Origin of the sequence: Pseudomonas salomonii (assembly GCF_900107155.1) — a bacterium.
GTDB classification, from domain to species: domain Bacteria; phylum Pseudomonadota; class Gammaproteobacteria; order Pseudomonadales; family Pseudomonadaceae; genus Aquipseudomonas; species Aquipseudomonas salomonii.
On the sequence record NZ_FNOX01000016.1, the window covers coordinates 87,740 to 112,721 of the forward strand.

Sequence of the window (24,982 nt, forward strand, 5' to 3'; positions counted from 1 at the left end):
TATTCAATCGAAGAGAAATGCCAACCCTTGGCAGGGTGAAGTGTTGGCGATCAAAACCCAACTGCATTGCGCAAGCTGCTTTAGAGGTCGTGAGATGAGTAAAAACAGGTACCCCCGATTACTAGGCTTTTTGCCGCTGATTGGCATGCTGTTAATGCTGGGAGGCTGCAAGTGGACCTTGATGGACCCAAAAGGACAGATCGGTCTGGATCAACGAAACCTGATCATCACCGCTACCCTGCTGATGCTGCTGGTCGTGGTCCCTGTGATCATCATGACCTTCGCCTTCGCCTGGAAATACCGCGCGTCGAACACCAGCGCTACCTACGCGCCCAAGTGGTCGCACTCCACCAAGATCGAAATCGCGGTGTGGCTGGTTCCGATCCTCATCATCATCGCCCTGGGTTACATCACCTATAAGTCGACCCACGAGCTGGACCCTTACCGTCCGCTGGAATCCAACGTCAAGCCGATCAACATCGAAGTGGTCGCGCTGGACTGGAAGTGGCTGTTCATCTACCCAGACCTGGGTATCGCCACGGTCAACGAGATCCAGTTCCCGGAGAACACTCCGCTTAATTTCCGGATCACCTCCGATGCCGTGATGAACTCGTTCTTCATCCCTGCACTGGGCGGCCAGATTTACGCGATGGCGGGCATGCAGACTCGCCTGCACCTGATCGCCAACGAAAAAGCTGAAATGGAAGGCATCTCCGCGAACTACAGCGGCGCTGGCTTCACCGGCATGAAATTCAAAGCGATCTCGACGAGCCAGGAAGACTTCAACGCCTGGGTAGCCGCAGTCAAGGCCGCACCTAAACAGCTTGATCAAGCTGAATACGACGCCCTGACCAAACCAAGCCAGAACAACCCAGTCGCGCTGTACTCCGCGTTTGAGCCGGACCTGTTTCAGAAAATCGTCGACAAGTACGAAGGTATGAAGCCAGGCAAGCCGGTCAAGCACGAGAAGAAAGAAGTGGCCGTGGTTGAAGGTTCTGACACGGGCTCGCATTCAACTGCTGGGGCAGAGGAGTAAACGATGTTTGGTAAATTAAGTTGGGATGCGGTCCCGTTCCACGAGCCGATCGTAATGGTGACCATCGCCATGATCGCGCTGGGTGGTCTGGCACTGTTTGCTGCAATCACGTATTTCAAGAAATGGACCTACCTGTGGACCGAGTGGCTGACGTCTGTCGACCACAAGAAAATCGGTGTCATGTACGTCATCGTTGCCATGGTCATGCTGCTGCGTGGTTTTGCCGACGCCATCATGATGCGTACCCAGTTGGCCATGGCCACCGAGGGTTCGCCGGGCTACCTGCCGCCTGAACACTATGACCAGATCTTCACCGCTCACGGTGTGATCATGATCATCTTCATGGCGATGCCATTCTTCACCGGCTTGATGAACCTGGCCTTGCCGCTGCAGATCGGTGCGCGTGACGTTGCCTACCCGTTCCTGAACTCCCTGAGCTTCTGGCTGCTGGTTTCCGGCGTGGTGCTGATCAACCTGTCCCTAGGCGTCGGCGAATTCGCCAAGACCGGCTGGGTTGCGTATCCGCCATTGTCGGGCATTCAGTACAGTCCGGGCGTGGGTGTGGACTACTACATCTGGGCGCTACAGTTATCAGGACTCGGGACGACATTGACGGGGGTCAACTTCCTGGCCACCGTGCTGAAAATGCGCGCCCCTGGCATGAAACTGATGGACATGCCGATCTTCACCTGGACCTGCACCTGGGCAAACGTCCTGATCGTGGCTTCGTTCCCGATCCTGGCCGCTACCATGGCGCTGCTGTCGCTTGACCGTTACCTGGATTTCCACATTTTCACCAATGAACTTGGTGGCAATCCAATGATGTACGTGAACCTGTTCTGGGCATGGGGGCACCCTGAGGTGTACATCCTGATCCTGCCAGCGTTCGGTATCTTCTCTGAAGTGATCTCGACCTTTACCGGCAAGCGCCTGTTCGGTCACCACTCGATGGTTTATGCATCGGGCGCAATTTCCGTACTGGGCTTCATGGTATGGCTGCACCACTTCTTCACCATGGGCTCGGGGGCCAGCGTCAACGCCTTCTTCGGCCTGGCGACGATGCTGATTTCGATCCCGACGGGGGTGAAGCTATTTAACTGGCTATTCACCATCTACCACGGCCGTCTGCGTATCACCAGCCAGGTTCTGTGGACCCTGGGCTTCATGGTGACCTTCGCCATCGGCGGCATGACCGGCGTACTGCTGGCCATCCCGGGTGCTGACTTCGTACTGCACAACAGCCTGTTCGTGATCGCGCACTTCCACAACGTGATCATCGGTGGTGCTGTATTCGGCTACATCGCAGGTTTCAGCTTCTACTTCCCGAAAGCGTTCGGCTTCAAGCTGCACGAAGGCTGGGGCAAGGCTGCATTCTGGTTCTGGATCTCGGGCTTCTTCGTCGCGTTCATGCCGCTCTACGCGCTGGGCTTCATGGGCATGACCCGTCGTCTGAACGCCACTACCAACCCTGAGTGGGTGCCGTACCTGTACGTCGCCATGTTCGGTGCGTTGATGATTGCTGCCGGTATCGCCTGCCAGCTGATTCAACTGTACGTGAGCATCCGTGACCGTAAGCAGAACGCTTGCGACTCCGGTGACCCATGGAATGGCCACACCCTGGAATGGTCGACTTCCTCGCCTCCACCGTTCTACAACTTCGCCGTGATTCCTACTGCGAACACCATTGATGCGTTCACCGAAGCCAAGGAAGACGGTACTGCGTACCAGCGTCCCAAGCACTACGAGCCGATCCACATGCCGAACAACACCGCCACTGGCGTGGTGATGGGCGCGCTGTTGACCGTGTTCGGTTTCGCGATGATCTGGCACATCTGGTGGCTGGCAATCGTGGGCCTGGTAGGCACTATCGGTTACTTCATCATTCACGCTGCCCGTGATGATCAAGGCTACATGGTGCCGGTCGAGACGATCGAACGCATCGAAGCCGAGCAACACGCTCGCCTGGTAGCCGAGAAGAAAATCCCGGCCAACCGTGTAGAAACCTCGTTGGAACAGGCTTAAACCATGTCGAACTTAGTGACCAATGCTGGACACGCCCACGTCGATGACCATGGGCACGATGACCATCACCACGACTCGGGGCCAATGACCGTATTCGGTTTCTGGCTCTACCTGATGACCGACTGCATCTTGTTTGCGTCGATCTTCGCGGTGTACGCGGTACTGGTAAACAACGTAGCGGGTGGCCCGTCGGGCCACGACATCTTCGAACTGCCTTACGTGCTCGGCGAAACCGCCTTGCTGTTGTTCAGTTCGATCACCTACGGCTTCGCCATGCTGGCCTTCTACAAGGGCAGCAAGAAGGGCGTACTGAGCTGGTTGGCGCTGACCTTCCTGTTCGGCCTGGGCTTTATCGGCATGGAGATCAACGAGTTCCACCTGCTGATCTCCGAAGGCTACGGCCCGCACCGTTCCGGCTTCCTGTCCGCGTTCTTCACGCTGGTAGGCACCCACGGTCTGCACGTATCTGCCGGCCTGCTGTGGATGGCGGTGATGATGTATCAGGTCAATAAGCACGGCCTGACCAACACCAACAAGACTCGCCTGAGCTGCCTGAGCCTGTTCTGGCACTTCCTGGACGTGGTCTGGATCTGCGTATTCACCGTCGTTTACTTGATGGGGACTCTGTAATGGCTAATGCACACTCCCATGACCATGACAGCCATGATGCGAGCCACGGCAGCGTAAAGTCTTACGCTATCGGCTTCATCCTGTCGGTCATCCTGACCCTGATCCCGTTCGGCCTGGTGATGTACCCAACCTTGCCGAAGTCGATCACCTTGATGATCGTCCTGGCGTTCGCGGTGATTCAGGTTCTGGTTCACCTGGTGTACTTCCTGCACCTGGATCGCTCGAAAGAGCAGCGCGATAACGTGATTGCGTTCGTGTTCGCAGGTCTTGTGATCCTGCTGCTGGTTGGCCTGTCGATATGGATCATGTTCAGCATCCATACGTTCATGATGGCGAAGTGAGGTAAGACCCGATGTCGCTTAAGCACTTTATCCAAATCACCAAACCGGGGATCATTTTCGGTAACGTGCTTTCTGTGGCAGGCGGTTTCTTCCTGGCCTCCAAGGGGCATGTCGATCTGGCCATCTTCTTGGCTGCGATGATCGGCACGTCCCTGGTGGTAGCTTCCGGTTGTGTGTTCAACAACTGCATCGACCGTGACATCGACTTGAAGATGGAACGCACCAAGAATCGTGTGCTGGTGCAGGGCCTTATCTCCCTGAAACTGGCACTGATCTACGCGACCGTCCTGGGTGTTGCCGGTGTGGCCCTGTTGTACAAGGTGGCCAACCCGTTGGCGGCGCTGTTTGCCGTGATCGGTTTTGTCATCTACGTCGGCCTTTACAGCCTGTACCTCAAGCGCAAGTCGGTTCACGGCACGCTGGTGGGCAGTCTGTCCGGGGCGATGCCGCCGGTGATTGGTTACGTGGCTGTGACCAATAGCTTCGACATGGCTGCGCTGGTGCTGCTGGTGATGTTCAGCCTGTGGCAGATGCCGCACTCCTATGCCATCGCAATCTTCCGCTTCAATGACTACCTGGCTGCGTCGATTCCGGTGCTGCCGGTTAAACGTGGCATTCAGGTAGCCAAGAAACACATTTTGCTCTACATCCTGGCCTTCCTTGTGGCGACCTTGATGCTGACCTTCAGTGGCTACGCCGGCATGAGCTACCTCGCCGTCGCCGCCGCCATGGGCATGTACTGGTTGTACATGGCCTGGACCGGCTACAAGGCGGTGGATGACACCGTCTGGGCGCGCAAGCTGTTCGTGTTCTCGATCTTCACCATCACCGCGCTCAGCGTGATGATGTCCCTGGATTTCCAAGTGCCGAAAGAGCTGTTGCTGACCTACGCACACTGAGTCATCGAGCAACAAAAAGCCCCGCCTTCGCAAGAAGCGCGGGGTTTTTTATGGCGTGGCCTTTAAACTATTCCCACATTCTACAAATGCAGGAAGCAACGTGATGACGAAAAAAGCCGTGATGGTATTCAGTGGCGGGCAGGACTCGACCACCTGCCTGATCCAGGCGCTGGGGCAGTATGACGAAGTGCACTGCATCACCTTCGATTATGGCCAGCGCCATGTCGCCGAAGTTGAAGTCGCGCAGAAGCTGGCCAAGCAGTTGGGCGCTACCGTTCACAAAGTGATGGACGTGTCTTTGCTCAACGAGCTGGCGATCAGCAGCCTGACCCGCGACAACATTCCGGTGCCGACCGTGAACAGCTCGGGCGAAAGCCTGCCGAGTACTTTTGTGCCGGGGCGCAATATCCTGTTTCTGACCCTGGCGGCGATCTACGCCTATCAGGTCAAAGCCGAAAGCGTGATTACCGGTGTGTGCGAAACCGACTTCTCGGGTTACCCCGATTGCCGCGATGACTTTGTCAAAGCGCTGAACACCGCGCTCCAACTGGGCATGGACTACACGCTGCGCCTGGACACGCCGTTGATGTGGCTGAACAAGGCTGAAACCTGGGCGCTGGCAGACTACCACCAGCAACTGGACCTGGTTCAGCACCAGACCCTGACCTGCTACAACGGCATCATCGGCACCGGCTGCGGTAATTGCGATGCGTGCAACCTGCGGGCGCGGGGCTTGAATGAGTATTTGCAGGACAAGGCGGGTGTGATGAGCAGCCTGAAGCAGAAGTTGCGGTTGAGCTAGGATCAGGGGCGCAAGCGGTATTCGGTCAAAATGTGGGAGCGGGCTTGCTCGCGAATGCGGTGGGTCAGTCAATTTATCTGTAACTGACATACCGTATTCGCGAGCAAGCCCGCTCCCACAGTTAGGTCACATTAACCAGCCTATTAACATCAGGCAGCGCTACCGGTAATCCAGCGTTTGAACAACGCCCGTGCGCCATAGGCCGGCAGGATATTGAAAAACGCAAAGCCGACTTTGATCGCGATCTGCACGTAGATCATGCTCAAGATGTCGCTGGTCTGCATCGCGCCATAGAACGCAATAAAGCAGAACAGGAAACTGTCGATAATCACCGCAAAGAACGTACTGAGGAAAATCCGCAGGTACAGGTATTTGGAGTTGGTCAGTTCCTTGATCTTGCACAGCAAGTAGGAGTTTATATTCTCCGACACCAGGAACGACACCGAGGACGCGACCAGTACCGAGGACACCTGAATGATCACATCGTTGTAAGGCCCATCGAGTTTCCAGCCGGGCAGCCCTGGCAGAAACGTTGAGCCGTACAGCAGAATAATGATCATCGCATTACTGGCGAACGCAAACAAAATGGCGCGTCTGGCCAGGCGCAGGCCGAACTGCTCGTTGAGTAGATCCACGATCAAAAACGTCAGCGGGTACAGAAACGTGCCCGGCGTGACGATGATGCCCATCGACTCCAGGTAAATAGGCTTGGTCGCGGCAATGCTGGTGAAGATATAAAACGTGAACAGCAACAGGTTCAGAATGATGTAGATCATCCAGGAGTTTTCGTTGCGGTCGTTGATATCGTAGGCCGTCAGCGTCCCTCCCTGTGAATAAAACTTCTTGTACATGTTCTTAATTTCCATTTTATTGAGGTTATCCATGATTTCGCTGTTGATGACTTCATTCAGCTTCATCTTGATGACCTTGCCGGTGGCGATCACCATGATCACCGCCAGGCTCTTGTCATTCTCAAAGCCCAGCAGTTTGTATTTGCTGTTTTCGATGCCGGCTTCATAGGTTGTCATTGAAGCGCTCCTCAATGATGTCGCCGATCACGCACAAGCGCTCTGAACCGGCGCAGGCTTGAAGGGTGATAAACATCTTTTGGGTGGCCCGGTCGTACACCAGCTTTTCTTTGCCCAGGGTGGACGCGCCTTTTTGCACGATGAGCAAATCGCCTGGCTCGTTGATGCCGGGGATGCCACGTTCCAGGCGCACGCCGATCAGGTTGTAGGAAGAGCCGAAGTAGTAGGTCAGCGGATACAGCGTGGCCAGCTCGCCAATGCGCTTGTCCAGGTTCTGGATAACCAGGCTTTCCTTGAGCACCGGCACGGCGGCCGGGTTCATGTTGCCCTGTGGGGAAACACTGCTCTCGATGATTTCCTTGGCTTCAAAATCGAGGGTCTCGATTTCATCGTAGGAGACGCCGAAGAAGTCCGAGATCTTGCGGACGGTGGACTGCTGCACGTTGACGACCTTGCCTTCCAGGATGTTGTAGATGGTGGTCCTGGTCAGGCCGGCAGCATTGGATAACGACAACTGCGTCTCGCCGCGGCTTTTGATCAAGTACTTGATGTTGCTCTTCAAGTGCTCGGTTTTTTCGCGTCTGTGTATCACGTGCTCACCACTTCCTTTTAGTCGTTAACGTCCATTGTTTGCGCAACCACAACAGGGAGCGCCCGTTCCGGGGGCGCTTGTGGTTTTGCGGCGGCGGGAGTGTTGCATGCGTCGGGCCTAACAATAAAGTCCGGATGCGCTGCTTGCGTGCTTTTGATGGGGTTGGCGTTTGGAAAATGAACATTTGATTTGGAAAATGTTTAATTTCCTGTTTAATTGATCCTCTCGGTTCAGGACGGACCGGCACGCAACGCCCAGGAAGGGACCCGCACTGATGGCATTCAATACCGTACCTCTGAAAGACCAGGCCGACCTGCTGCGTCGTGGCCTGGCGGATCTGCGCGCAGAAGACTTCGAGCTCGCCAGCCTGCTGGATGCTGAAGTCACTCGCCAGCATCGCACCCTCTCACTGGTGGCTTCCTCCTGTGCGGTCAAGCCACGCACTCTGGTGGCCTGCGCCTCGGCCTTGGTCAATGTGAGCGCCGAAGGCACACCCGGCAAACGCTATCGCACCGGCTGCGAAAATGTCGATTTGGTGGAGTCCCTGGCTATCCGCAGAGCGCGGGAGTTGTTCGACGCGCATTACGCCGGCGTGCAGCCTCATTCGGCGTCCAATGCCATATCCCAGGTGCTGTCGGCGCTGCTTGAACCGGGCGATACGCTACTGGGTATGGCCCATGACCATGGCGGCGAACTCACCCTTGGCAGCCCGGCGGTGTTCACCGGGGCCTATTACAAGGCTATCCGCTATGGCACCACCGGCGAAGGCCTTATCGATTATGAGCAGGTGCGCAGCCTGGCCCTGGCCCATCGCCCACGCATCATTATTTGCGGTGCGGGTGCGTACTCAAGGGTGGTGGATTTTGAGCGCTTTCGCGCGATTGCCGACGAGGCGGGCGCCATCCTGCTGGCGGATATTTCCGCTATCGCCGGGTTGGTGGTGACAGGGCGCCACCCGAGCCCGATCAACGCCGCACACGTCACCATCACCTGCACGCACAAGCAATTGGGCGGCCCGCGTGGTGGGTTGATTCTGTGCGGCCGCGACGCCGAGACCAAGGTGCCCGGCCTGCGGTCGACGTTCAGCCGCGTGCTGGATCAAGCCGTGTTCCCGCGCATGCAAGGGGCGCCGGCGGTCAATATGATCGCGGCAAAAGCGGCCGCCTTCAGGTATGCGAAGTCAGCGCAATTTGACGCCTGCATGGGGCGTGGTCGTGCGCTTGCCGATGAAGTGGCCAGTGCGTTTGCGGCCCAGGGTTACGACGTGGTGGGTGGGCGCAGTGACAACCATACGGTACTGATCCGGTTGCCGGGCGCCATGACCGGCGCCATCGCCGAGGCGGCCCTGGAGTCTTGCGCCATTGTGGTGAGCAAGCATCGCGTACCGGGCGAGACACGTTCGAAGTTGGTCACCAGCGGTTTGTGTCTCGGCACCGGCTGCATGGCGCAACGCAATTTCGATGCCGACGGCTGCCGGCAGGTGATTGAGCTGATATGTCGGGTGTTGGAAAAGGTCACCCCGCTGGGCGAACAGGGCTATCGGCTTGAGCCTGAGGTGCGCGAGCAGGCGCGCACGGCGGTGGAAGCCTTGTGCATGAATTACCCGATCGCCGACTACCTGGAGGGCTGATCGCGGCGCCGGTGGCTAAATCAGCTGGGCGCCTTCTCGTCATACTTCTTTGTACGCACCGTGAGAAACCATCACCCGTCTACAAGGAGTCGCGCCATGTTCAGCGTAAGTCGTCGGTCTCTTCTCGCCTTTGGTGCGGCCCTGCCGGTGCTGGGCCGCCTGGACTGGGCGGTCGCCGGCCCGCCACCGGCCCCGGCGGACAGGGTGCGACTCAACTACAACGAAAGCCCCTACGGCCCTTCAGTCGCCGCCCGCGAGGCGATGCAGCGTGGCATCGCCCTCTCCGGGCTGTATCCCTATGGTTACATGTACGGCTTGGCCGAACAGTTTGCTAAAGCGCAGGGGCTGGCCGAAGAACAGGTCGCCGTATTTTCCGGCTCCATGGCCGCCCTGCGCTACGCCGTGTTGGCGTTTACCAGCCAGGCCCGTGGTCTGGTGATGGCCACGCCGTCCTATGAAGTACCGCGTCAGGCCGCCCAAGCGTGGCAGGCGCCGGTGCACGAAGTGAGCCTTAATGCCGACCACGCCCATGACGTGCCGGCCATGCTCGCCGCAGACCCTCAGGCGGGCATGCTGTACCTGTGCAACCCCAACAACCCGACCGGCACCCTGACGCCCACCGCAGCGATCCGCCAGGCGCTGGCGAACAAACCCAAAGGCTGCGTGCTGGTGGTGGATGAGGCGTACATCGACTTCTGTGACGCACAAAGCTGCGTGAGCTGGGTCAAGGACCACGACGACTTGCTGGTGCTGCGCACCTTCTCGAAAATCTACGGCATGGCCGGTGCGCGCCTGGGCCTGGCGATCGGCCACCCGGCGTTGCTGGAACGGCTGGCGGTGTTTGGTGGCGACAATGTGCCGGCGGCGTCCACGCTACTGGGTGCTCGGGCGAGCCTGGAAGACCTCAAGCTGGTGCCGCAACGCAAGGCGCTCAATGCCCAGCTGCGTGACGAAACCGTGGCTTGGCTCAAGGGGCGTGGTTTTACCTGCACTGCGTCGCAAAGCAACTGCTTCATGATTAACGTGAAGCAACCGGCCGAACAGGTCATCGAGAAGCTGGCTGCACAGGGCGTATTGGTCGGGCGGGTGTGGAAGAATTGGCCGCAGTGGGTGCGGGTGACGGTGGGCAATAAACAGGAGATGGCGCGGTTTCGCGAGGTGTTCGCGAGTCTTTAAATCACCACAAAACCCATGTGGGAGCGGGCTTGCTCGCGAAGGCGGTGTGTCAGTAACAAATGTTCTGACTGATACATCGCTTTCGCGCGCAAGCCCGCTCCCACATTTTTAGTCCAGCTGTGTTGCAGGTAATGCGTTACTGCTGCGCGATGCTGTACCCATCAAACGCCGTCTGCTGCTGCAGTGCAGTAATCACACTCTTGCGGCTCAACGGCTGCTCGGCGCCGGCGTTATCCACAAAGCTTTCAACTTCAAGCTCGGCCTCGTCGCCTTCACCCACAAAGCTGAAACCCAGAAATTCGAACGCTTCACGGTCAACGTTGAGCTTGGAGCGCGGCGTGCGCAGCGGCAGGGTGACGCTGATGCCATCCTTGCTGATCACAAACACTTCGGCTTCTTTCTTGGCCCGTGCAGCCTTGCCCTTGCCGGCGCTTGGGTTGCTGATGGCCTGGTGAGACTGGTTCAGCACCTTGAGGGCCAGGCCGTAGACCAGCTCCTGAAACTCGGGGTCGTCCTTGAAACTGGAGAGGATGCGGCTGATCGAGAACTTACTGCTCAGGTCTTCGAGGGCGATGTTGTCGGCCGCTTCGGCATCCTTGAGTTGCTTGAGCTGGCCCATCAGGTCGTAGGCCTTGTCGTCGTCGAAAGCGTCATGGGCCTGGCGGATGGCCACGCGCAGTTCGCGGATCTGGTCGCTTTCCTTGGAAGTGTGGAACGCGTCCAGCACCATCTCGCTGATGATCTTGGCCGCAGGCACATGCTGTGAAAGATTGATGGCATTTTCGTATTCGGCCTTCGATTGCAGGGCGACTACGGATTCTTCGGCGGCGTGTTCGGTGTAAGAATCAGACATTGAAATTTCACTACTTCAGTAAGCGGGAACAAAAAAACGTCGCGCATTTTCGGCGGCCACGCAGGTCAGGTCAAGGCAGCACACTGCCCTTATCGCGGCGCAAGGCGCTCAGCGCCCGCTGCAATCGATCGGCCCGCCCGCAGAACAGACCAACGGTAAACCCCGACACACCGCCCACCATCAGCACCACCGGCAAAATCATCAACGAGCGTCGATTCTCGCACCCGCCCAGGCAGGCCTTGATGCCGTAATAACAAATCCACAGGTAGATGGCGTACACCCACAGGGGCGTGCCTTGGAGGATATCGAGCATGGGTGCTCCCTTGCAGGGTTGGAAGGCGCTGATAGTCGTTGAGCCATCATCTTTTTGTCCATCGATGTGGCGCTGATCCAGGGGACATGCGCGCCCTGTACGCCTACCTGATGCAAGGCGTCGAGCCGGTGCGACAGGCCAACCTTGAGGCGGACATGGGCTTCCCGTTCAATCAGCGCTGGGGCCTGGCGCTGTGGAATTTTGCCTTTCTCGACAAGCAGCCGTTCCAACCCGACCCGCAGCGTAGCGAAGTGCTCAACCGTGGCGCCTATCGGGTCCAGGGCCTGGGGCATTGCGGCTCGTGCCACACGCCACGGGGCATCGCTTTCCATGAAAAAGCCATGAGCGATCCGGGCCGCAGTGGCCGGCATTACCTGGCGGGTGAAACCGTCGAACACTGGCGGGCCCTGAGCCTGCGCAACCTGTGGACGGTCGAAGACACTGTGCAACTGCTCAAGACCGGGCAGGACCGCTTTGCCACGGTCGCCGGCGACATGGCCGATGTGATCCACCACAGCACCCGGCATTTCAGCGATGACGACCTTACGGCCATCGCCAGTTACCTCAAGTCCCTGCCGCCGGGTAAAGGCGACCTGCCAATGCCATCGGTCGCCCGTGCACCTGCCGCACCGCCAGCCGACCTGTTCACCCGCCGTGGCGGTCTGGGTTATATGCAGTTTTGCAGTGATTGCCACCGCAGTGACGGCGCTGGCGTAAAAGGCCCGTTTCCACCCTTGGCGGGTAACCCGAGCATTGCCTCAAGTCACCCGACCTCGTTACTGCACATCACGTTGACCGGTTGGCTGATCAGGAAATCGCCGAAATTCTCACTTTCGTGCGCACCCGTTGGGGCAACGAAGGCACACCAATCAATGCGGGCCAAGTGAAGCAACTGCGTGACCAACTCAACCCTGATACCACCGATTCTTCAGCCTTCGAAACCCCAAGGCTGGCGAATTTGCTCGCCGCACCCAACGCCGACCAGGTTGTTCGCGGCATGCGCCTGCACCTGCAAACCAAGGCGCTGCTGCCGGATAACGTCGGCAATTCGCTCAATTGCACCAGTTGCCATCTCAACGCCGGCACCGTGGCGGACGGTTCGCCCTTTGTGGGCGTGTCGGCGTTCTTCCCCAGTTACGCGCCGCGTGCAGGCAAGGTGGTTACGCTAAAGGAACGCATCAACGGCTGTTTCCGCCGCTCGATGAACGGCAAGCCACTGGCGCCGCAATCAGCGGATATGCAAGCGATGGTCGCGTATTTTGACTGGATGAAAAACAACACCTGCCGTGAAGATAAAGTCGCCGGGCGTGGCGTGGGCAAGATTGACCCGGCGATCAAGCCGGGCCTGGACAACGGCAAGCAGGTGTACCCGCCACTGTGGGGCGAGCAGTCGTTCAACATCGGCGCCGGTATGGCACGGCCTTACACCGCGGCGGCGTTTGTGAAACGCAACATGCCGATCGGCGTCCACGAAAAACTCCCGTTGGGGCAGGGCGGTTTGTCGGACCAGGAAGCGGTGGACGTGGCGGCGTATTTCTCTGGCCAACCGCGCCCGGATTTTCCGGACAAGGTCAAAGACTGGCCCAACGGCGGCAAGCCCGTGGATGCGCGTTATTAAGCCAACTGCTTAAGGCAGGCCTCGAGAATATCCAGGCCTTGCTCCAGCACCGCAGGCTCCGTGGTCAGCGGTGCCAGCAGGCGGATGATATGCCGCGACTTGCCGCTGGGCATCAGCAGCAAGCCGGCCTCGCGTGCCAGGCTGAGCAGTTGGGTCAGTTGCTGGGGCGCGGGCGTGCCGTCGGCATGGGCCAGCTCGATGCCGCGCATGGCACCCACGCCGGTCAGACGACCCAGATAGGGCGACAGATGTTGTTCGCGCCAGGCGGCATAGCGGCTGACGATGGCGGCTTCCTGTTGTGAACCCCAGGTATTTAATTGCGCGTCGGTCATCGCATCCAACGTCGCCAACGCCGCTGCGCAGGCAATCGGGTTACCGGAGTACGTGCCACCGAGGCCACCTTTGGGCAAATTGTCGAGCAGCGCCTTGCGCCCGACCACCGCGCCCAATGGCACGCCACCGGCGATGCTTTTGCCGAGCAGGATCAGATCCGGTTCGATGCCCAGGCGCGAGAAGGCAAAACGCTGGCCGGTACGCCCGAAGCCGGACTGGATTTCATCGACAATCAGCAGGATGTTTTTCTCATCACAGAAGCGGCGCAGGGCCTGGGCGAACTCGATGTCCAGGGCCAGAAAGCCGCCTTCGCCCTGCACCGGTTCGATGATGAAACAGGCCACATCGTTTACGTCGATTTCCACACTGAACAGACGGTCCATGGCCTTCAGGGCTTCGGCGCAGGTCACACCGTTATCGGCGCTGGGGTAGGGCAGGTGATACACCGGGCCAGGCAGCACACCGACCTTTTGCTTGTAGGGCGCTACCTTGCCATTGAGGTTAAGCGTGGCCAGGGTGCGGCCGTGGAAGGCGCCGTCAAAGGCGATCACCGCCGTGCGGCCGGTGGCGCCGCGCACGATTTTCAAGGCGTTTTCCGCCGCTTCCGCGCCGCTGTTGGTGAGCATGCCGCTCACCGCGTAATCCACCGGGATAAACGCACAAAGGCGATCCATCAGCTCGATGTAGGGCGCGTGCGGCGCGGCGTTGAACGCATAGTGGGTAAGCCGCGTGGCTTGTTCGCGAATCGCTTCCACCACGCCTGGGTGACAATGGCCGAGGTTGAGCACGCCAATGCCGCCGACAAAATCGAGATAGCGCTTGCCCATAGTGTCCCAGACTTCGGCATTTTTACCGTGGCTGAGGCTGATGGGGTGAACGATGGAAATCGATTGGCTGATGGTTTCGCGGCTCATGAATCGGGGACTCGGCAATGGCGGGCGTGTATTTATCTAAGCCGCGCAGCCGGCCTCGCCGCAAACGAAATAAAATCGCCGGGTCATTCCAAATCGGAAGGAGCTGTTGCCTAAAGGTCGTTTGTGGCCACGCTGCAAACCTGACAATACTGCCGGGTAACCTCAGAAACCGGCGCGGGCAGTGCGGCGCCGAATAATAAAAGATTCACAGGGAGTGCCTCGCATGAACCACCTCAAAACCCTTATCGCGGCCACGGCCGTGGCGCTTGCCGGCAGTGCCCACGCGGGCGTGACCCTGGACGCGATCCAGAAAAAAGGCTTTATCCAGTGTGGCGTCAGCGACGGCTTGCCGGGTTTCGGCGTGCCGGACAGCCAGGGCAAGATGACAGGCCTCGATGTAGACGTGTGCCACGCTGTTGCCGCCGCCGTGTTCGGCGATGCCTCAAAAGTGAAGTTCACCCAGTTGACTGCCAAGGAGCGATTCACCGCGTTGCAATCGGGCGAAATCGACCTGATCTCCCGCAATACCACCTGGACCAGCTCCCGGGATTCCGGCATGGGCCTGGTGTTTACCGGCGTGACCTATTACGACGGCATCGGCTTTTTGGTCAACAACAAGCTGGGCGTGACCGCTGCCAGGCAACTCGATGGCGCCACCGTCTGCATCCAGGCCGGCACCACCACTGAACTCAACGTTTCGGATTACTTTCGCACCCACGGCATGAAGTACACGCCGATCACCTTCGACACCGCCGACGAGAGCGCCAAGGGCCTGGAAGCCGGGCGTTGCGACGTGCTCACGACCGACCAGTCGGGCCTGTATGCCCAGCGCATCAAGATGGCCCACCCGGATGAGTTCGTGGTGCTGCCGGAGGTGATCTCCAAAGAGCCCTTGGGGCCGCTGGTACGCAAGGGCGACGATGAGTGGTTCAGCATCGTCAAGTGGACCCTGTTCGCCATGCTCAATGCCGAGGAAATGGGCATCACCTCGCAGAATGTCGTAGAGCAGGCCAAGTCCACCCGGAACCCGGACGTGGCGCGGCTGCTGGGGGCCGACGGCGATTACGGCAAAGACCTGAAGCTGCGCAAGGATTGGGTGGTGCAGATCGTCAAGCAAGTGGGCAATTACGACGAGGTATTCGAGCGCAATATCGGCCAGGGCAGCGTGCTGAAGATCAAGCGCGGGCTTAATGCGTTGTGGAGCAATGGCGGCATCCAGTACGCACCACCGGTGCGCTGACTGAACTCTGCCTTAGGTGGGCGCTGGCTTGCCAGCTCCTACATCACTCAGAGACCGCATCCTTGCCCGCCGCCTTGGACCGGTACAGTGCTTGATCGGCACGTGCCATCAGCGCGGCGGGCGTTTCGCCCATCCGCCGCTCCACGACGCCCAGGCTCAGGGTGACTTTGAAGTCGCCCACGGCGGGCATCTCGGCGATGGCCTGACGGATGCGTTCAGCCAATTGCCTGGCGGTATCCACCGTGCTTTTGGGCAGGACCACCATAAACTCATCGCCCCCCCAACGCGCGAGCAAGTCACCCTGGCGCACACAGGTTTCCAGCCTTTCTACCACGCTCACCAAGGTTTGATCGCCGACGCCATGACCCTGTTTGTCGTTGATCGGCTTGAAGTCATCGACATCCATGGCCACCAAGGCCAGCGGTACGCGGAAGCGCTCGGCACGGTCGCACTCCTCCAGCAGCACCTTCTCCAGGCGATAACGGTTGGCGATGCGCGTCAAGGCGTCCTGTTCGGCCAGGGAACGGTTCTCGTCCAACTGCAATTGCAGTTGCTGATTGACCCGTGACAATTCAAGGGTGCGTTCGGCCACCAGCGCTTCCAGCGACTGATTGCGCTGTTGCAGCTGTTCGATGGAAATTTTGCGTGTATGGATATCGCGGTGCGCGCCGACCATGCGTGCTACTGAATTGTCGGGGTTACGTGCAATGACGTAGCCACGGTCTTCGATCCACAGGTAAGTGCCGTCTGCTTTGCGGCAACGATACTCAGCCTGGTAATGGGGCGCGCGTTGGCTGATGTAGTCATCAAATACGGCCATGACGCGTGGATAATCTTCGGGGTGGATCACGTTCTCCCAGGTGAACACGCTGTTCTCCAGGGAGTGGCGGGGGTAGCCAAGCATCGTGTACCAGCCGGGGCTGCGGTACACGAACCCGGTGTTGGCATTCCAGTCCCAGATGCCGTCGCTGACCAGTTCCATCACCGCATGCAACATGTCGGCGTTGAGTTCGGAAAAGTTATTGCGCAGCGGTTTATTGCCGGATGTCTCGTTCATCTGTGCACTTCCCTGCCGATGCTGGCTCCTACGGCCAGTCTTCATTGACGCCGGTACACCGTGGCTGACGTTACTCTACATCGCGGCTTGAGCGCTTTGAATAGGATGAGTGTGCTGCTTTAGTGGTGTGGCTAAGAGCCATTATCTGCTGCAGCGATCGACTCTTTAGTCCGGCGCCACCATCTGTGTTCGCGGCTTACCATCCGCGTTGTGCTGGTAAATCGCCTCCGGCTGGCCCTGCTCATTGAAAAACACTTGGCCGATGCCCGCCGAATTCCACAGCCGTTCACCCGCCTCGGCATGCTCCGGTATATGTGGCACCACCTGCATGGTGCGCCGGCGCGTGAAACCGTTGAGGGGCGAGCGCGGTGAGTAGAGCCAGCGGTTGAGGCGGTCGAACCATTCCAGCAAGCGCGCCGGGAACTGGTTCTTGATGCCGCTGCTGGTGATCTGCCAGATTTTGGGGCCGGCGCTGCGGTGGCGGATCAGCACTTCATAGACGAACGAGTAATGCACATCGCCCGACAGGATTACGTAGTTCCCCGGCGTGCGTGAGTGGCGGAAGATATTCAGGATTACCTGGGCGGCGCCGCGATGGGCCATCCAGTTTTCGGCGTCTACCAACAGCGGGAAGCCGCACCAACTGAAGACCTTCTGCACGGTCTCGATCAGCTTGACGCCAAAGATCGGCGCGGGCGAAACGATGATGGCTGACGGGTGGTCCAGCAGGGCCTGTTGCAGTTCGCTCAAGGCTTCCCAGTCCAGCAGGCCGGAGGGTTGCTTGAGCGCAAACTCACTGCGCCAGCGCCGGGTGCGCGTGTCGAGCACCACCAGTGCGGGCGTGGTGGGCAGCACGTAATGCCAGTGCTGAAATTTCAGCAGGCGTTGCAGCAGCTCATCGTGCGCAGCGGCGTGCAGGTGGTTGTCTTGTGTCTTGGCGGCCAGCGCCTGGGTGTGTTCCAGCAGTTCGCCAAACACATCCGGCTGGTTGCCCCAGCCCTGACACAGCATATAAGCGAGCAGGGCATTGCCGATGATGCGTTTGGAGAATGGATGGCCGTAGGCGGTGGCTTCCCATTGGGCGCTGAGGTTCCAGTCGTCGGTGATGTCGTGATCGTCAAAGATCATCAGCGTCGACAGGTGTGCGAAAACCCGCGCAACACCGGGCAGGCCGTCACGGAACCGATCGATCTGCACTTGCTCACGGTCATAGCGCTGTTGTTGCGGCGCACTCAATGACGGCGGCTGTGGCGTGATCAGAGTCCAGGGCGTGGGCGACCACACCAGCAGGTACATCGCCAGTACTTCGGCAAAGGTCACCAGGTGGTTGTCGGCGGTGCTGCTGGTAAAGATCGGTTTTTTCACACCGCCGAAAAACCGTTCGCGCAGGGTCTCGTTGCTGTCCAGTGCGGGCAGCAGATCCGCGCGGTGGTAATAGCTGGCGCGATGCTCATAAAGGCTGGCGCTGTCATCCACCACGGCGCCTTCCAGGTATTCGTCGAACAATTCTAAACCCGCGATCAGCGCATGAATCGCCCGCAGCATGGGCCCGGCCACATCGTCGGCGTAGACCTGGTCGCCGCTCATCATCAACAGCGCCGGGCGTTCAGCCGGTGTGTGCGCGTCGGCCAGCAGGCGGTCTACGCACAGCAAGCCGTCATCGGCGTGGTGATGGGGTTTGCGGCACGAGCCATGCACCAACTGGTGAATGCGGCTGTGCACCACGAAATTCGCGCAGGCGGCGTCGGCATACAGCAGGTGCGGGGCCCATTGCGCAATACCACAACCGTCGACCAGCAGGTCATAGTCGATGATCACGTCCAGCGGCAGGGCTTCGCTCAGGGAAACGTCGATCAGATGGATAAAGGCGTGGCGGCCGACGGGCACGACCTGGCACTGCCGGGGGCCCAGATCGATCGTCAGGGCTTGGCCTTGAGGTGCTTGCAGCCTCAAGGCCAATCGCAGGGCACGGCTGCCCACCAGCCAGATCACCAGGCGCTTGGGTTCCAGGCGCCGAAGCAGTGGGCCGGCAATGACAGCGGGCAGTGTGTCGGATTGCGGCATGAAGCAAGCAGCTCATACAAGGTAGGGCTGAAAAGGGTAACGCAGAGGATGTCAGTGTTTTGTCAACCGCTTGCAGCGGATACCCGGCAGCCGATTGCCCTTATTGGATCAGAGCTCGAAGCCACGTCCCAGGGAGTCCAGGGACGAACGAGAGGGCTTAGGCTTGGGCGGTACGTTTTGCATCATTGGGTCGTTGTCGGGACTTTTGGGCTTTTCAGCACGCCTGGTGTTCTGGTTAGCCAGGAGGGTGACCAGGTCGATGGCATAGCCGGGGAAAATATTGCCTGTAAGCATGGTAAAACCTCTTGCTCAGGTGGAGGATTGTTCTCGCATCAAAACTCCCTTTGATTGCGCCCCCCTTCAGTGGCATTGGCCGGGTTTATGTTCCCGGCCATAGGTTTCTGCATGTTTGATATGTGTTGGACTGAATGAGTTTCAGACAGGCTTGGGCACCGTAAACCTGAACTCGCTGCCGCGCCCCAACTCACTCTGCGCCTCAATCCGTCCGCCGTGGGCTTGCACGATACCTTGGGTGATATACAGCCCCAAGCCACTGCCGGTGGGGTTGTTTTCGGTCTTGGTCCAGTAGCGATCAAACACATGGGGCAATTGTTCGGGCGCAATGCCTTCGCCGGAGTCGCGCACCGAAAACACGATATCTTCGCCATTGCTCATGGCGCTGATACCGATATTGCCCTGGCGCGGGGTGAACTTGATGGCGTTGCCGATCAGGTTCGACAGCACCTGGAACAGGCGCTCCGGGTCGGCATGGATCTGCAGGCCGGGTTCGGCGTTGAACGACAGGTCGATGCCTTTCTCCATCGCCAACGGCGCGAGCAGCGAATAGGCCTCTTCGAACATCTGGCTGACGTCCAGCGACACGGGCTTGACCACATAACGCCCGGCCTCGATTTTCGAGGTGTCGAGCAGGTCTTCCAACAGCACATTCATGCGCCCGGCGGCCTGTTGCATAGTGTCGATGGCCGAGGAAATTCGCCGTGAGGTATGTGGGCCATCGGAGCTGAAGGCCTTTTGCATCATGCCGCAGAGCATCGAGATGACCGTCATCGGGTTGCGCAGGTCGTGGGACACCACTGCCACCAGTTCATCACGGGCACGCACGGCTTGCTGTTCGCGCAGCACTTGACGGGCCAGGTCATTTTCGAGGGCGAAGCGGCGCAGGTCGTTGGCGGCAAACCGGTCGCCGTGGCTCCACTTGGTGGAGATGCCGGCCATTTCGACTTTCCAGATTTCAAACGAGGTGCGTGGGCGCAGGCGCAAACCGGCGTCGGAGCTTTCCAGATTCAGCGGCTTGTTCGGGTCGCCGCTCCAGTTGATGTTCTCTTTGACCTCTGGGCGGAACCACAACACGCCGTTATCCACAGGCTTGGGCAGACTCATGGCCAGAACGCCGCTGGCCACTGGCTGGAACTCGGCAGCCGGCGGGTACACCGATGTCAGGTTATGGCTGGAAAACACCGGCTCGCCGCTTTCCTGCAGCCACCTGTGCAGCGCACGAATCTGCGCAGGCTCGGGGCAATTACCGTAACGGTGCAATTGCTTGTCTTCAATGATCGCCACGCCGCCCGACTGGGTCAGGTCCATCAGCACCTGCGGCTGCTGGGCCAGGCCATCGAAAACGTTTTGCTCCGAGGCCTTCATTGCGCGGTCCAGCAATGCCAGGGCTTCGACTTTTTCCTCGCGCTGGCGGATCAGGTCCAGGGCTTCCATGGCGCTGATCTGCAGCGACAGCACCTGGCCGATGGTCTGGCAGGCAACGCGCAGGTCGTTGGGTACCAGCAAGGGCTCGCGATTGCCGCAGCTGATCAGGCCCCACAACTTGTCGCCGGCCATCAACGAGATGCTCATGGACGACAGCACGCCCATGTTCTGCATGTATTGGCAGTGAATCGGCGACACACTGCGCAGGGTGGCGAAGCTCAGGTCCAGCGGCTGGTCGGTGCCCGGCCGCAGCTTGGGCAGCAGTGGCACCGGCTCGTAGGCGGCATTCGGGATGATGCGCAGCCAGTTGGTGCGGTACAGCTCGCGCGCTTGCTCGGGAATGTCGGACGCGGGGAAGAACAACCCGTTGAACTGCTCCATGGACGGCGCCGACGCTTCGGCAATCACCTGGCCGTGGCCTTCTTCTTCGAAGCGATAGATCAGCACCCGGTCGTAACCGGTCATGGCCTGGATCTCAGTCACGCTGATTTCGTACAGCGCTTGCAGGGTTTTCGCCGACTGCAAGCGTTGCAGCATCTTGCCCAGGTCACTGGTGCGGCCATTCAGGGCGCGGGGTTTGAAATTTTCAAGGCGCGGTTCGAACTCAAGTACCAGCACGTTCTGATGGCGATGCAGCAAGCCTTCAAATTGCGCACCATTGAGCGTGACATGCAGCGCCGGAGCATCGAGAAACCCGTTGTTTTCGGCGATCGATTGCACGGCTTGGGCAGGCTCAACGCCAATTAACCGGTGCAGCGGTTGGCCCAGCAGCGCCTCGGGCGCGTGGCCGAACAGGCTGCCCACGTTGGCGCTGACCTGAGTGATCTGCAGCTCAGGCTCCGACAACGTCAACAGCACGCCGTGGGGCTGGATGGCGCCCGGGAAGCGAATCGGTTCGTCGGCACAGTTGGCAAGCAGCTCTTCAAAATCGTCGGGTTTCATAGCAGTACCTCCTGGCGGGCGAGCCATTGCTCAAAGCCACTGAATGTAGAACAGGCGGCATCGACCGCGCGCTGTTTTGCGTCAGCATCCAGCGGCAGGCGGCCCAAATAATCGAGAAAGTTTTTCCAGAGCCGACCGGTTTCGGTGCCGTACACATCAAGGAACGCTCCGCCGGTATCGGCGTGTATGTCCAGGCGCCGGGCCATTTCCCGGCGCAGCACTTGGCCGCCAAGAGTCGCGCCTTCCAGTACGTACAGGGCACCGAGGCAGGCGGCGGGGGTGTCGAAGGTCGGATGTTGGGTGCAGCGGGGCAGGGCGTTGATGGCGTTGTCATTCAAGCCAAGTGCGCGCAAGTCGCCCATCAGTGTGGGGGTTTTCACACGCAGTACAGCGTCGTATCCGTCGGGGATCAAGCCACTCGCGTACAGCGCTGCTTCCATCGGCGCATAAAACCCGTAGTACGCCTGGAGCAATCGCCGATACCAGCCGGCATCCAACTGATCGGAGAAAAACGGCAAGCGCTTTTCCAACGCCACATGCAGCAAACCCGTGCCTGTGCGCAACGCTTCCAGCAATGAGGGCGCACTGACGTCATGGGCCTGTGAATGCATTCAATAAGCTCGAACTGTGGGCCTGAAGGCCATGAATGACGCGTGAAATGGGCGACGATTCTACACAAGTCATTGCCGTCAACTGTACGCACAAGGCGAAAAGCCTGACGGGGGATCAGAAAAGTCGCTCCTTGCGTAATAAATGACCACAGCGCATTACAGCAAGTTCGGTTTAAGTGATGTCGCGACGCTATTAGTGCATGGATGCGCCTTGCTGGGTCAGTGCCGTTTGTACGCACTTAACCAAATGTTCCGCACTCCAGGGCTTGGGTAAAAACCGCACCGAGCCACCCAGTTGCGCCGCCAGCTTGGTATTGCCCGAGGTCAGCAGTACCGGCACCGACGGCCAACGATGCGCGACCACCTTGCTCAAGTCATAGCCATTGAGTAACCCCGGCATCTGAATATCACTGACGATCAGGTCTACCGGGTCATCGCCGCGTTCCAGGTAAATCATGCCTTCATCCGCCGAAGGAAACGACGTCACATGCGCGCCGAAGTCCTCCAATACATCCACCATCAACGCACGAATGATTTCGTCGTCTTCCAATACCAAAATCGATGGCTGAGCCATGATCCTTACTCCACCATCAGGGTTCAGTAAGGTGGAGTGGGCGCTGATTGATTAGGTTCGATTGGATGTTTTTTAAACGATGGGTGGTCGTTTTAGAGCGGTTGCGCGGGGTTGCCCGCAGCGGCACGCCGAATCGGATACAGGCATAATTGCCGCATCGTTGCCCGCTGTGGAGCCCTGCATGAAGTACGCCTTACTGACACTCGCCCTGATCCTCAACACCGCCCCGGCCTTGGCGGCCGGTGATGCCGAGGCGGGCGGCAAATTGTTCAGCAAGACCTGCGGCGGCTGCCACAGCATTGGTGAAGGTGCACGCGGCGGCTTCGGGCCTGAACTGAACGGCATCATCGGCCGGCCGGCCGGCACCACCACGGACTATCAGTATTCCGACGCGATGAAAAACTCCGGCGTGGTCTGGACCCGCGACAAACTCGCCGCCTATATCGAGGCGCCGAAGAAGGTGGTGAGCGGTACGCGTATGATCTTCTGGGGTATCAGCGACCCGGAAAAAATCGAAAACATCCTGGCCTACCTGGAGACCTTCCAGCCCAAGTAATCACTCGCGCACGTTCCTGAACAGCATCAACCGTGCACTTTCATGCAGCCCACGGGTCAGCCCCTGCAGGCGCTGAAACTCTTCGGGATGCTGCTCGGCCACATCAACGCGCGGTGTTTGCGACGCCAGGTCATGCAAGGTCGGTGAGCCGCCGTCGTGCTGCATCTGCAACAGGAAGTGCTGGGTCACGCCGCCGATAATCGGGAAGGTACCCTCGTGCAATACCAGTGGCACCACGCGTTCACCTTCCGGCGCCGGCTGCTGGATATCGCGGCCCATTGCGCCGTTACGAAACGGCACGCCCGCCATGCCGGCCACGGTCGGCAGCAAGTCCGCCAACCCCACGGCTTCGTCAATAACGCGCGGCTTAAGCCCCGGCGCGTGGATCAGCAGTGGCACGTTGTTGCTTTCCAGACCCAGTTGCTCGAAAGCAGGCGCCATGTGCGGGATCTGGCTGATGCGCGTGTTGTGGTCGCCAAAGAACACAAAAATGCTGTTGTCGTACCAGCCACCAGCCTTGGCGATGTCCATCAGGCGGCCGATGTTGTAATCCAGCAGACGCACCGCGTTGTATTGCTCGACGCTGCGCGAACCGGCGGCCTGGACATGTTCCAGAGTTACGTTGTTAAGTTGGAAACCGTCGTTTTGCTTGGGGATGGTGAACGGCCGATGGTTGCCGGAAGTTTGCAGGTAGGCAAAGAACGGCTGGCCTTTGGGCACGGCGCGCAACAGTTGGTCGCCTTCCTTGAACAGGTCCAGGTCAGAGATGCCCCACACGTCCACCCGGGGCGAGCGCCAGTGGCTTTCGTCAAACAGTCGCACGCCGTCGATGCTCTGGCGGATCAGTGCGTTGATATTCGCCCAACCGGCGTTGCCGCCGATCATGTAGAACTTCTGGTAACCCTCGAAAGCGTTGATCAAGGTGTGTTGCCGCGTGATCAGCGGGTTGCGCGTGGCGGTCTCCTGGCGGGTCACGTCGGGTATGCCGGTGATGCTCGCCCACACGGTCTTGGCGGTACCGGTGACCGGCACATAGAAGTGTTTGAAGAACCAGCTTTGGGTTGCCAGCTTGTCCAGGTTCGGCGTGGGGTTCAGCGGGTTGCCATAGGCGCCGACCGCACTGGTGCCCAGGGACTCGAGCATGACGAAGACCACGTTGGGCGGGCGCTCGCCGGTCAGCTTGTAGGACTGCACACCTTGTTCACGGCTGAAATTCAGCTGTTGCGCGTCAGGCCGCTCAACGCCCAGGTACTCGGCAACTTGCGGGTAATGCCTGCGCACCTGGGCTTCATCGAATTGCGACTGGCCAACCTTGAGGGTGTCGTACAAAAACAGCACCGGGTTCAGGCCCACGGCGGCGACCTGGCTGTTGCCGGAGAAGAACGCATCGCTCCAGCGCAGCGGCACCGGGTTTTCCAGGTTGAGGTTGGCCACGCGGCCCAGCAGGGCCAGCAGCACCACGACCACACCGATCACGGACACCGACGCCACTGTGAGTTTGCCGATGGTTTTTGGCGCACGATCCAGGGTCAATCGCTCCAGGCAAACCAGCGCCCACACCCACAAAGCCACTGCCGCCAACCAACAGGCGGTTATCCACAGCACCGGGTAGGTTTCCCACACCATCTGTTGAGAAATCTGCGCGTCTTGCAGGTAGCGCAGCACCGTCGCGTTGATGCGCACGCCGAGGTAAGCGTAGTGGCCGAAGTCGATGATGTAGATGAGGCCCACCACGGCCAGTGCAATCACCAGGTAGCCGCGTGCCAGCCAGCGCAGGGCGGGCAGGGTAATAAGGTTCCAGCGCGGCAACCAGGCGAGCGCGGCCAGTGGCAGCAGAAGCAACACCGCCAGGCGCAGGTCGAAACGCAGGCCGATGCCGAAGGTTTCCAGCAAGCCCTTGGTGTTTAAATCCAGGCCGGAAAAGCTGATTAAAAACACCAGCCGCGACGCCGCCAGCAACACAAACACCAACCCGATCGCGCCCACGCCGTAGCGCAGGCGGCGTGATTGCAATGCAGTCATCATTAAC

22 protein-coding genes and 1 pseudogene are annotated in these 24,982 nt (G+C 59.4%); 11 read left to right on the top strand and 12 right to left on the bottom strand.

Features of this window, described 5'->3' with window-relative positions; all coding sequences use genetic code 11:
• The first annotated feature begins 94 nt into the window (after window positions 1–94).
• From cyoA to queC, 6 genes are all read left to right on the top strand, one after another.
• Window positions 95–1,036 (top strand): ubiquinol oxidase subunit II, encoded by a 942-nt coding sequence (gene cyoA / locus BLV67_RS28870; RefSeq protein ID WP_065930545.1) that lies wholly within the window; start codon window positions 95–97, stop codon window positions 1,034–1,036.
• Window positions 1,037–1,039: 3 nt separating this feature from the next.
• Window positions 1,040–3,058, top strand: a complete 2,019-nt coding sequence (cyoB, locus tag BLV67_RS28875; protein WP_017135070.1) for a cytochrome o ubiquinol oxidase subunit I — start codon at window positions 1,040–1,042, stop codon at window positions 3,056–3,058.
• A gap of 3 nt (window positions 3,059–3,061) precedes the next feature.
• Window positions 3,062–3,688 carry a cytochrome o ubiquinol oxidase subunit III gene (locus BLV67_RS28880; protein ID WP_056858318.1) on the top strand — a complete coding sequence of 209 codons (627 nt, stop codon included), beginning with the start codon at window positions 3,062–3,064 and terminating at the stop codon, window positions 3,686–3,688.
• Complete coding sequence (cyoD, locus tag BLV67_RS28885; protein ID WP_010206434.1) at window positions 3,688–4,029, top strand: cytochrome o ubiquinol oxidase subunit IV; 342 nt, start codon at window positions 3,688–3,690, stop codon at window positions 4,027–4,029. The genes BLV67_RS28880 and cyoD overlap by 1 nt, the downstream gene beginning before the upstream one ends.
• Before the next feature lie 11 nt (window positions 4,030–4,040).
• On the top strand, window positions 4,041–4,928 hold the full coding sequence (cyoE, locus tag BLV67_RS28890; RefSeq protein WP_017135069.1) for a heme o synthase: 888 nt from the start codon (window positions 4,041–4,043) through the stop codon (window positions 4,926–4,928).
• Between the two features lie 103 nt (window positions 4,929–5,031).
• Window positions 5,032–5,730 (top strand): 7-cyano-7-deazaguanine synthase QueC, encoded by a 699-nt coding sequence (gene queC / locus BLV67_RS28895; protein WP_069788197.1) that lies wholly within the window; start codon window positions 5,032–5,034, stop codon window positions 5,728–5,730.
• 149 nt (window positions 5,731–5,879) lie between these two features.
• Here queC and BLV67_RS28900 read toward each other — a convergent pair whose 3' ends face one another.
• Together BLV67_RS28900 and BLV67_RS28905 are read right to left on the bottom strand one after the other, a co-directional pair.
• Entirely contained in the window at window positions 5,880–6,758 is an 879-nt protein-coding gene (locus BLV67_RS28900) for a queuosine precursor transporter (protein WP_065930547.1), read from the bottom strand.
• Entirely contained in the window at window positions 6,745–7,350 is a 606-nt protein-coding gene (locus BLV67_RS28905) for a helix-turn-helix transcriptional regulator (RefSeq protein ID WP_083221760.1), read from the bottom strand. The genes BLV67_RS28900 and BLV67_RS28905 overlap by 14 nt, the downstream gene beginning before the upstream one ends.
• Window positions 7,351–7,624: 274 nt before the next feature.
• On the opposite strand from BLV67_RS28905, the gene BLV67_RS28910 reads away from it, so the two are divergent.
• On the top strand, window positions 7,625–8,980 hold the full coding sequence (locus BLV67_RS28910) for a serine hydroxymethyltransferase (RefSeq protein ID WP_069786339.1): 1,356 nt from the start codon (window positions 7,625–7,627) through the stop codon (window positions 8,978–8,980).
• 96 nt (window positions 8,981–9,076) lie between these two features.
• A complete protein-coding gene (gene ptaA / locus BLV67_RS28915) occupies window positions 9,077–10,156 on the top strand; it encodes a pyoverdine biosynthesis transaminase PtaA (protein WP_065930549.1) in 1,080 nt (359 codons plus the stop codon).
• Window positions 10,157–10,292: 136 nt separating this feature from the next.
• Here ptaA and BLV67_RS28920 read toward each other — a convergent pair whose 3' ends face one another.
• On the bottom strand, window positions 10,293–11,009 hold the full coding sequence (locus BLV67_RS28920; RefSeq protein ID WP_065930550.1) for a hypothetical protein: 717 nt from the start codon (window positions 11,007–11,009) through the stop codon (window positions 10,293–10,295).
• 70 nt (window positions 11,010–11,079) lie between these two features.
• Window positions 11,080–11,322, bottom strand: a complete 243-nt coding sequence (locus tag BLV67_RS28925; protein ID WP_065930551.1) for a hypothetical protein — start codon at window positions 11,320–11,322, stop codon at window positions 11,080–11,082.
• 83 nt (window positions 11,323–11,405) lie between these two features.
• Between BLV67_RS28925 and BLV67_RS28930 the strand changes: the two are divergent.
• Window positions 11,406–12,940, top strand: a pseudogene (locus BLV67_RS28930) (c-type cytochrome); the annotation flags it as partial.
• On the opposite strand, the gene BLV67_RS28935 reads toward BLV67_RS28930, so the two are convergent.
• Complete coding sequence (locus tag BLV67_RS28935; protein WP_069786338.1) at window positions 12,937–14,187, bottom strand: 2-aminoadipate transaminase; 1,251 nt, start codon at window positions 14,185–14,187, stop codon at window positions 12,937–12,939. The pseudogene BLV67_RS28930 and the gene BLV67_RS28935 sit on opposite strands and share 4 nt — an antisense overlap.
• Before the next feature lie 223 nt (window positions 14,188–14,410).
• Here BLV67_RS28935 and BLV67_RS28940 point away from each other — a divergent pair, with 223 nt between their 5' ends.
• On the top strand, window positions 14,411–15,427 hold the full coding sequence (locus tag BLV67_RS28940; RefSeq protein ID WP_069786337.1) for an amino acid ABC transporter substrate-binding protein: 1,017 nt from the start codon (window positions 14,411–14,413) through the stop codon (window positions 15,425–15,427).
• A gap of 43 nt (window positions 15,428–15,470) precedes the next feature.
• On the opposite strand, the gene BLV67_RS28945 is transcribed toward BLV67_RS28940, so the two are convergent.
• The 6 genes from BLV67_RS28945 to BLV67_RS28970 all read right to left on the bottom strand — a co-directional run bounded on the left by BLV67_RS28945 (window position 15,471) and on the right by BLV67_RS28970 (window position 22,397).
• Complete coding sequence (locus tag BLV67_RS28945; protein WP_069786336.1) at window positions 15,471–16,484, bottom strand: sensor domain-containing diguanylate cyclase; 1,014 nt, start codon at window positions 16,482–16,484, stop codon at window positions 15,471–15,473.
• Between the two features lie 165 nt (window positions 16,485–16,649).
• A complete protein-coding gene (locus tag BLV67_RS28950; RefSeq protein ID WP_069786335.1) occupies window positions 16,650–18,548 on the bottom strand; it encodes an alkaline phosphatase D family protein in 1,899 nt (632 codons plus the stop codon).
• A gap of 108 nt (window positions 18,549–18,656) precedes the next feature.
• Window positions 18,657–18,842, bottom strand: a complete 186-nt coding sequence (locus tag BLV67_RS28955; protein ID WP_069786334.1) for a hypothetical protein — start codon at window positions 18,840–18,842, stop codon at window positions 18,657–18,659.
• 141 nt (window positions 18,843–18,983) lie between these two features.
• Window positions 18,984–21,212, bottom strand: coding sequence for an ATP-binding protein (locus BLV67_RS28960; RefSeq protein ID WP_065930557.1), 2,229 nt, complete (start codon window positions 21,210–21,212; stop codon window positions 18,984–18,986).
• The gene (locus BLV67_RS28965) at window positions 21,209–21,823 is read right to left on the bottom strand and encodes a biliverdin-producing heme oxygenase (protein WP_065930558.1); all 615 of its coding nucleotides are present in this window, start codon (window positions 21,821–21,823) and stop codon (window positions 21,209–21,211) included. Before BLV67_RS28965 ends, BLV67_RS28960 begins: the two co-directional genes overlap by 4 nt.
• Window positions 21,824–22,016: 193 nt before the next feature.
• A complete protein-coding gene (locus tag BLV67_RS28970) occupies window positions 22,017–22,397 on the bottom strand; it encodes a response regulator (RefSeq protein WP_065930559.1) in 381 nt (126 codons plus the stop codon).
• A gap of 181 nt (window positions 22,398–22,578) precedes the next feature.
• Between BLV67_RS28970 and BLV67_RS28975 the strand changes: the two genes are divergently transcribed.
• Complete coding sequence (locus BLV67_RS28975; protein ID WP_056858301.1) at window positions 22,579–22,953, top strand: c-type cytochrome; 375 nt, start codon at window positions 22,579–22,581, stop codon at window positions 22,951–22,953.
• Here BLV67_RS28975 and BLV67_RS28980 read toward each other — a convergent pair whose 3' ends face one another.
• A complete protein-coding gene (locus BLV67_RS28980; protein ID WP_069786340.1) occupies window positions 22,954–24,975 on the bottom strand; it encodes an LTA synthase family protein in 2,022 nt (673 codons plus the stop codon).
• Window positions 24,976–24,982 lie beyond the last annotated feature (7 nt).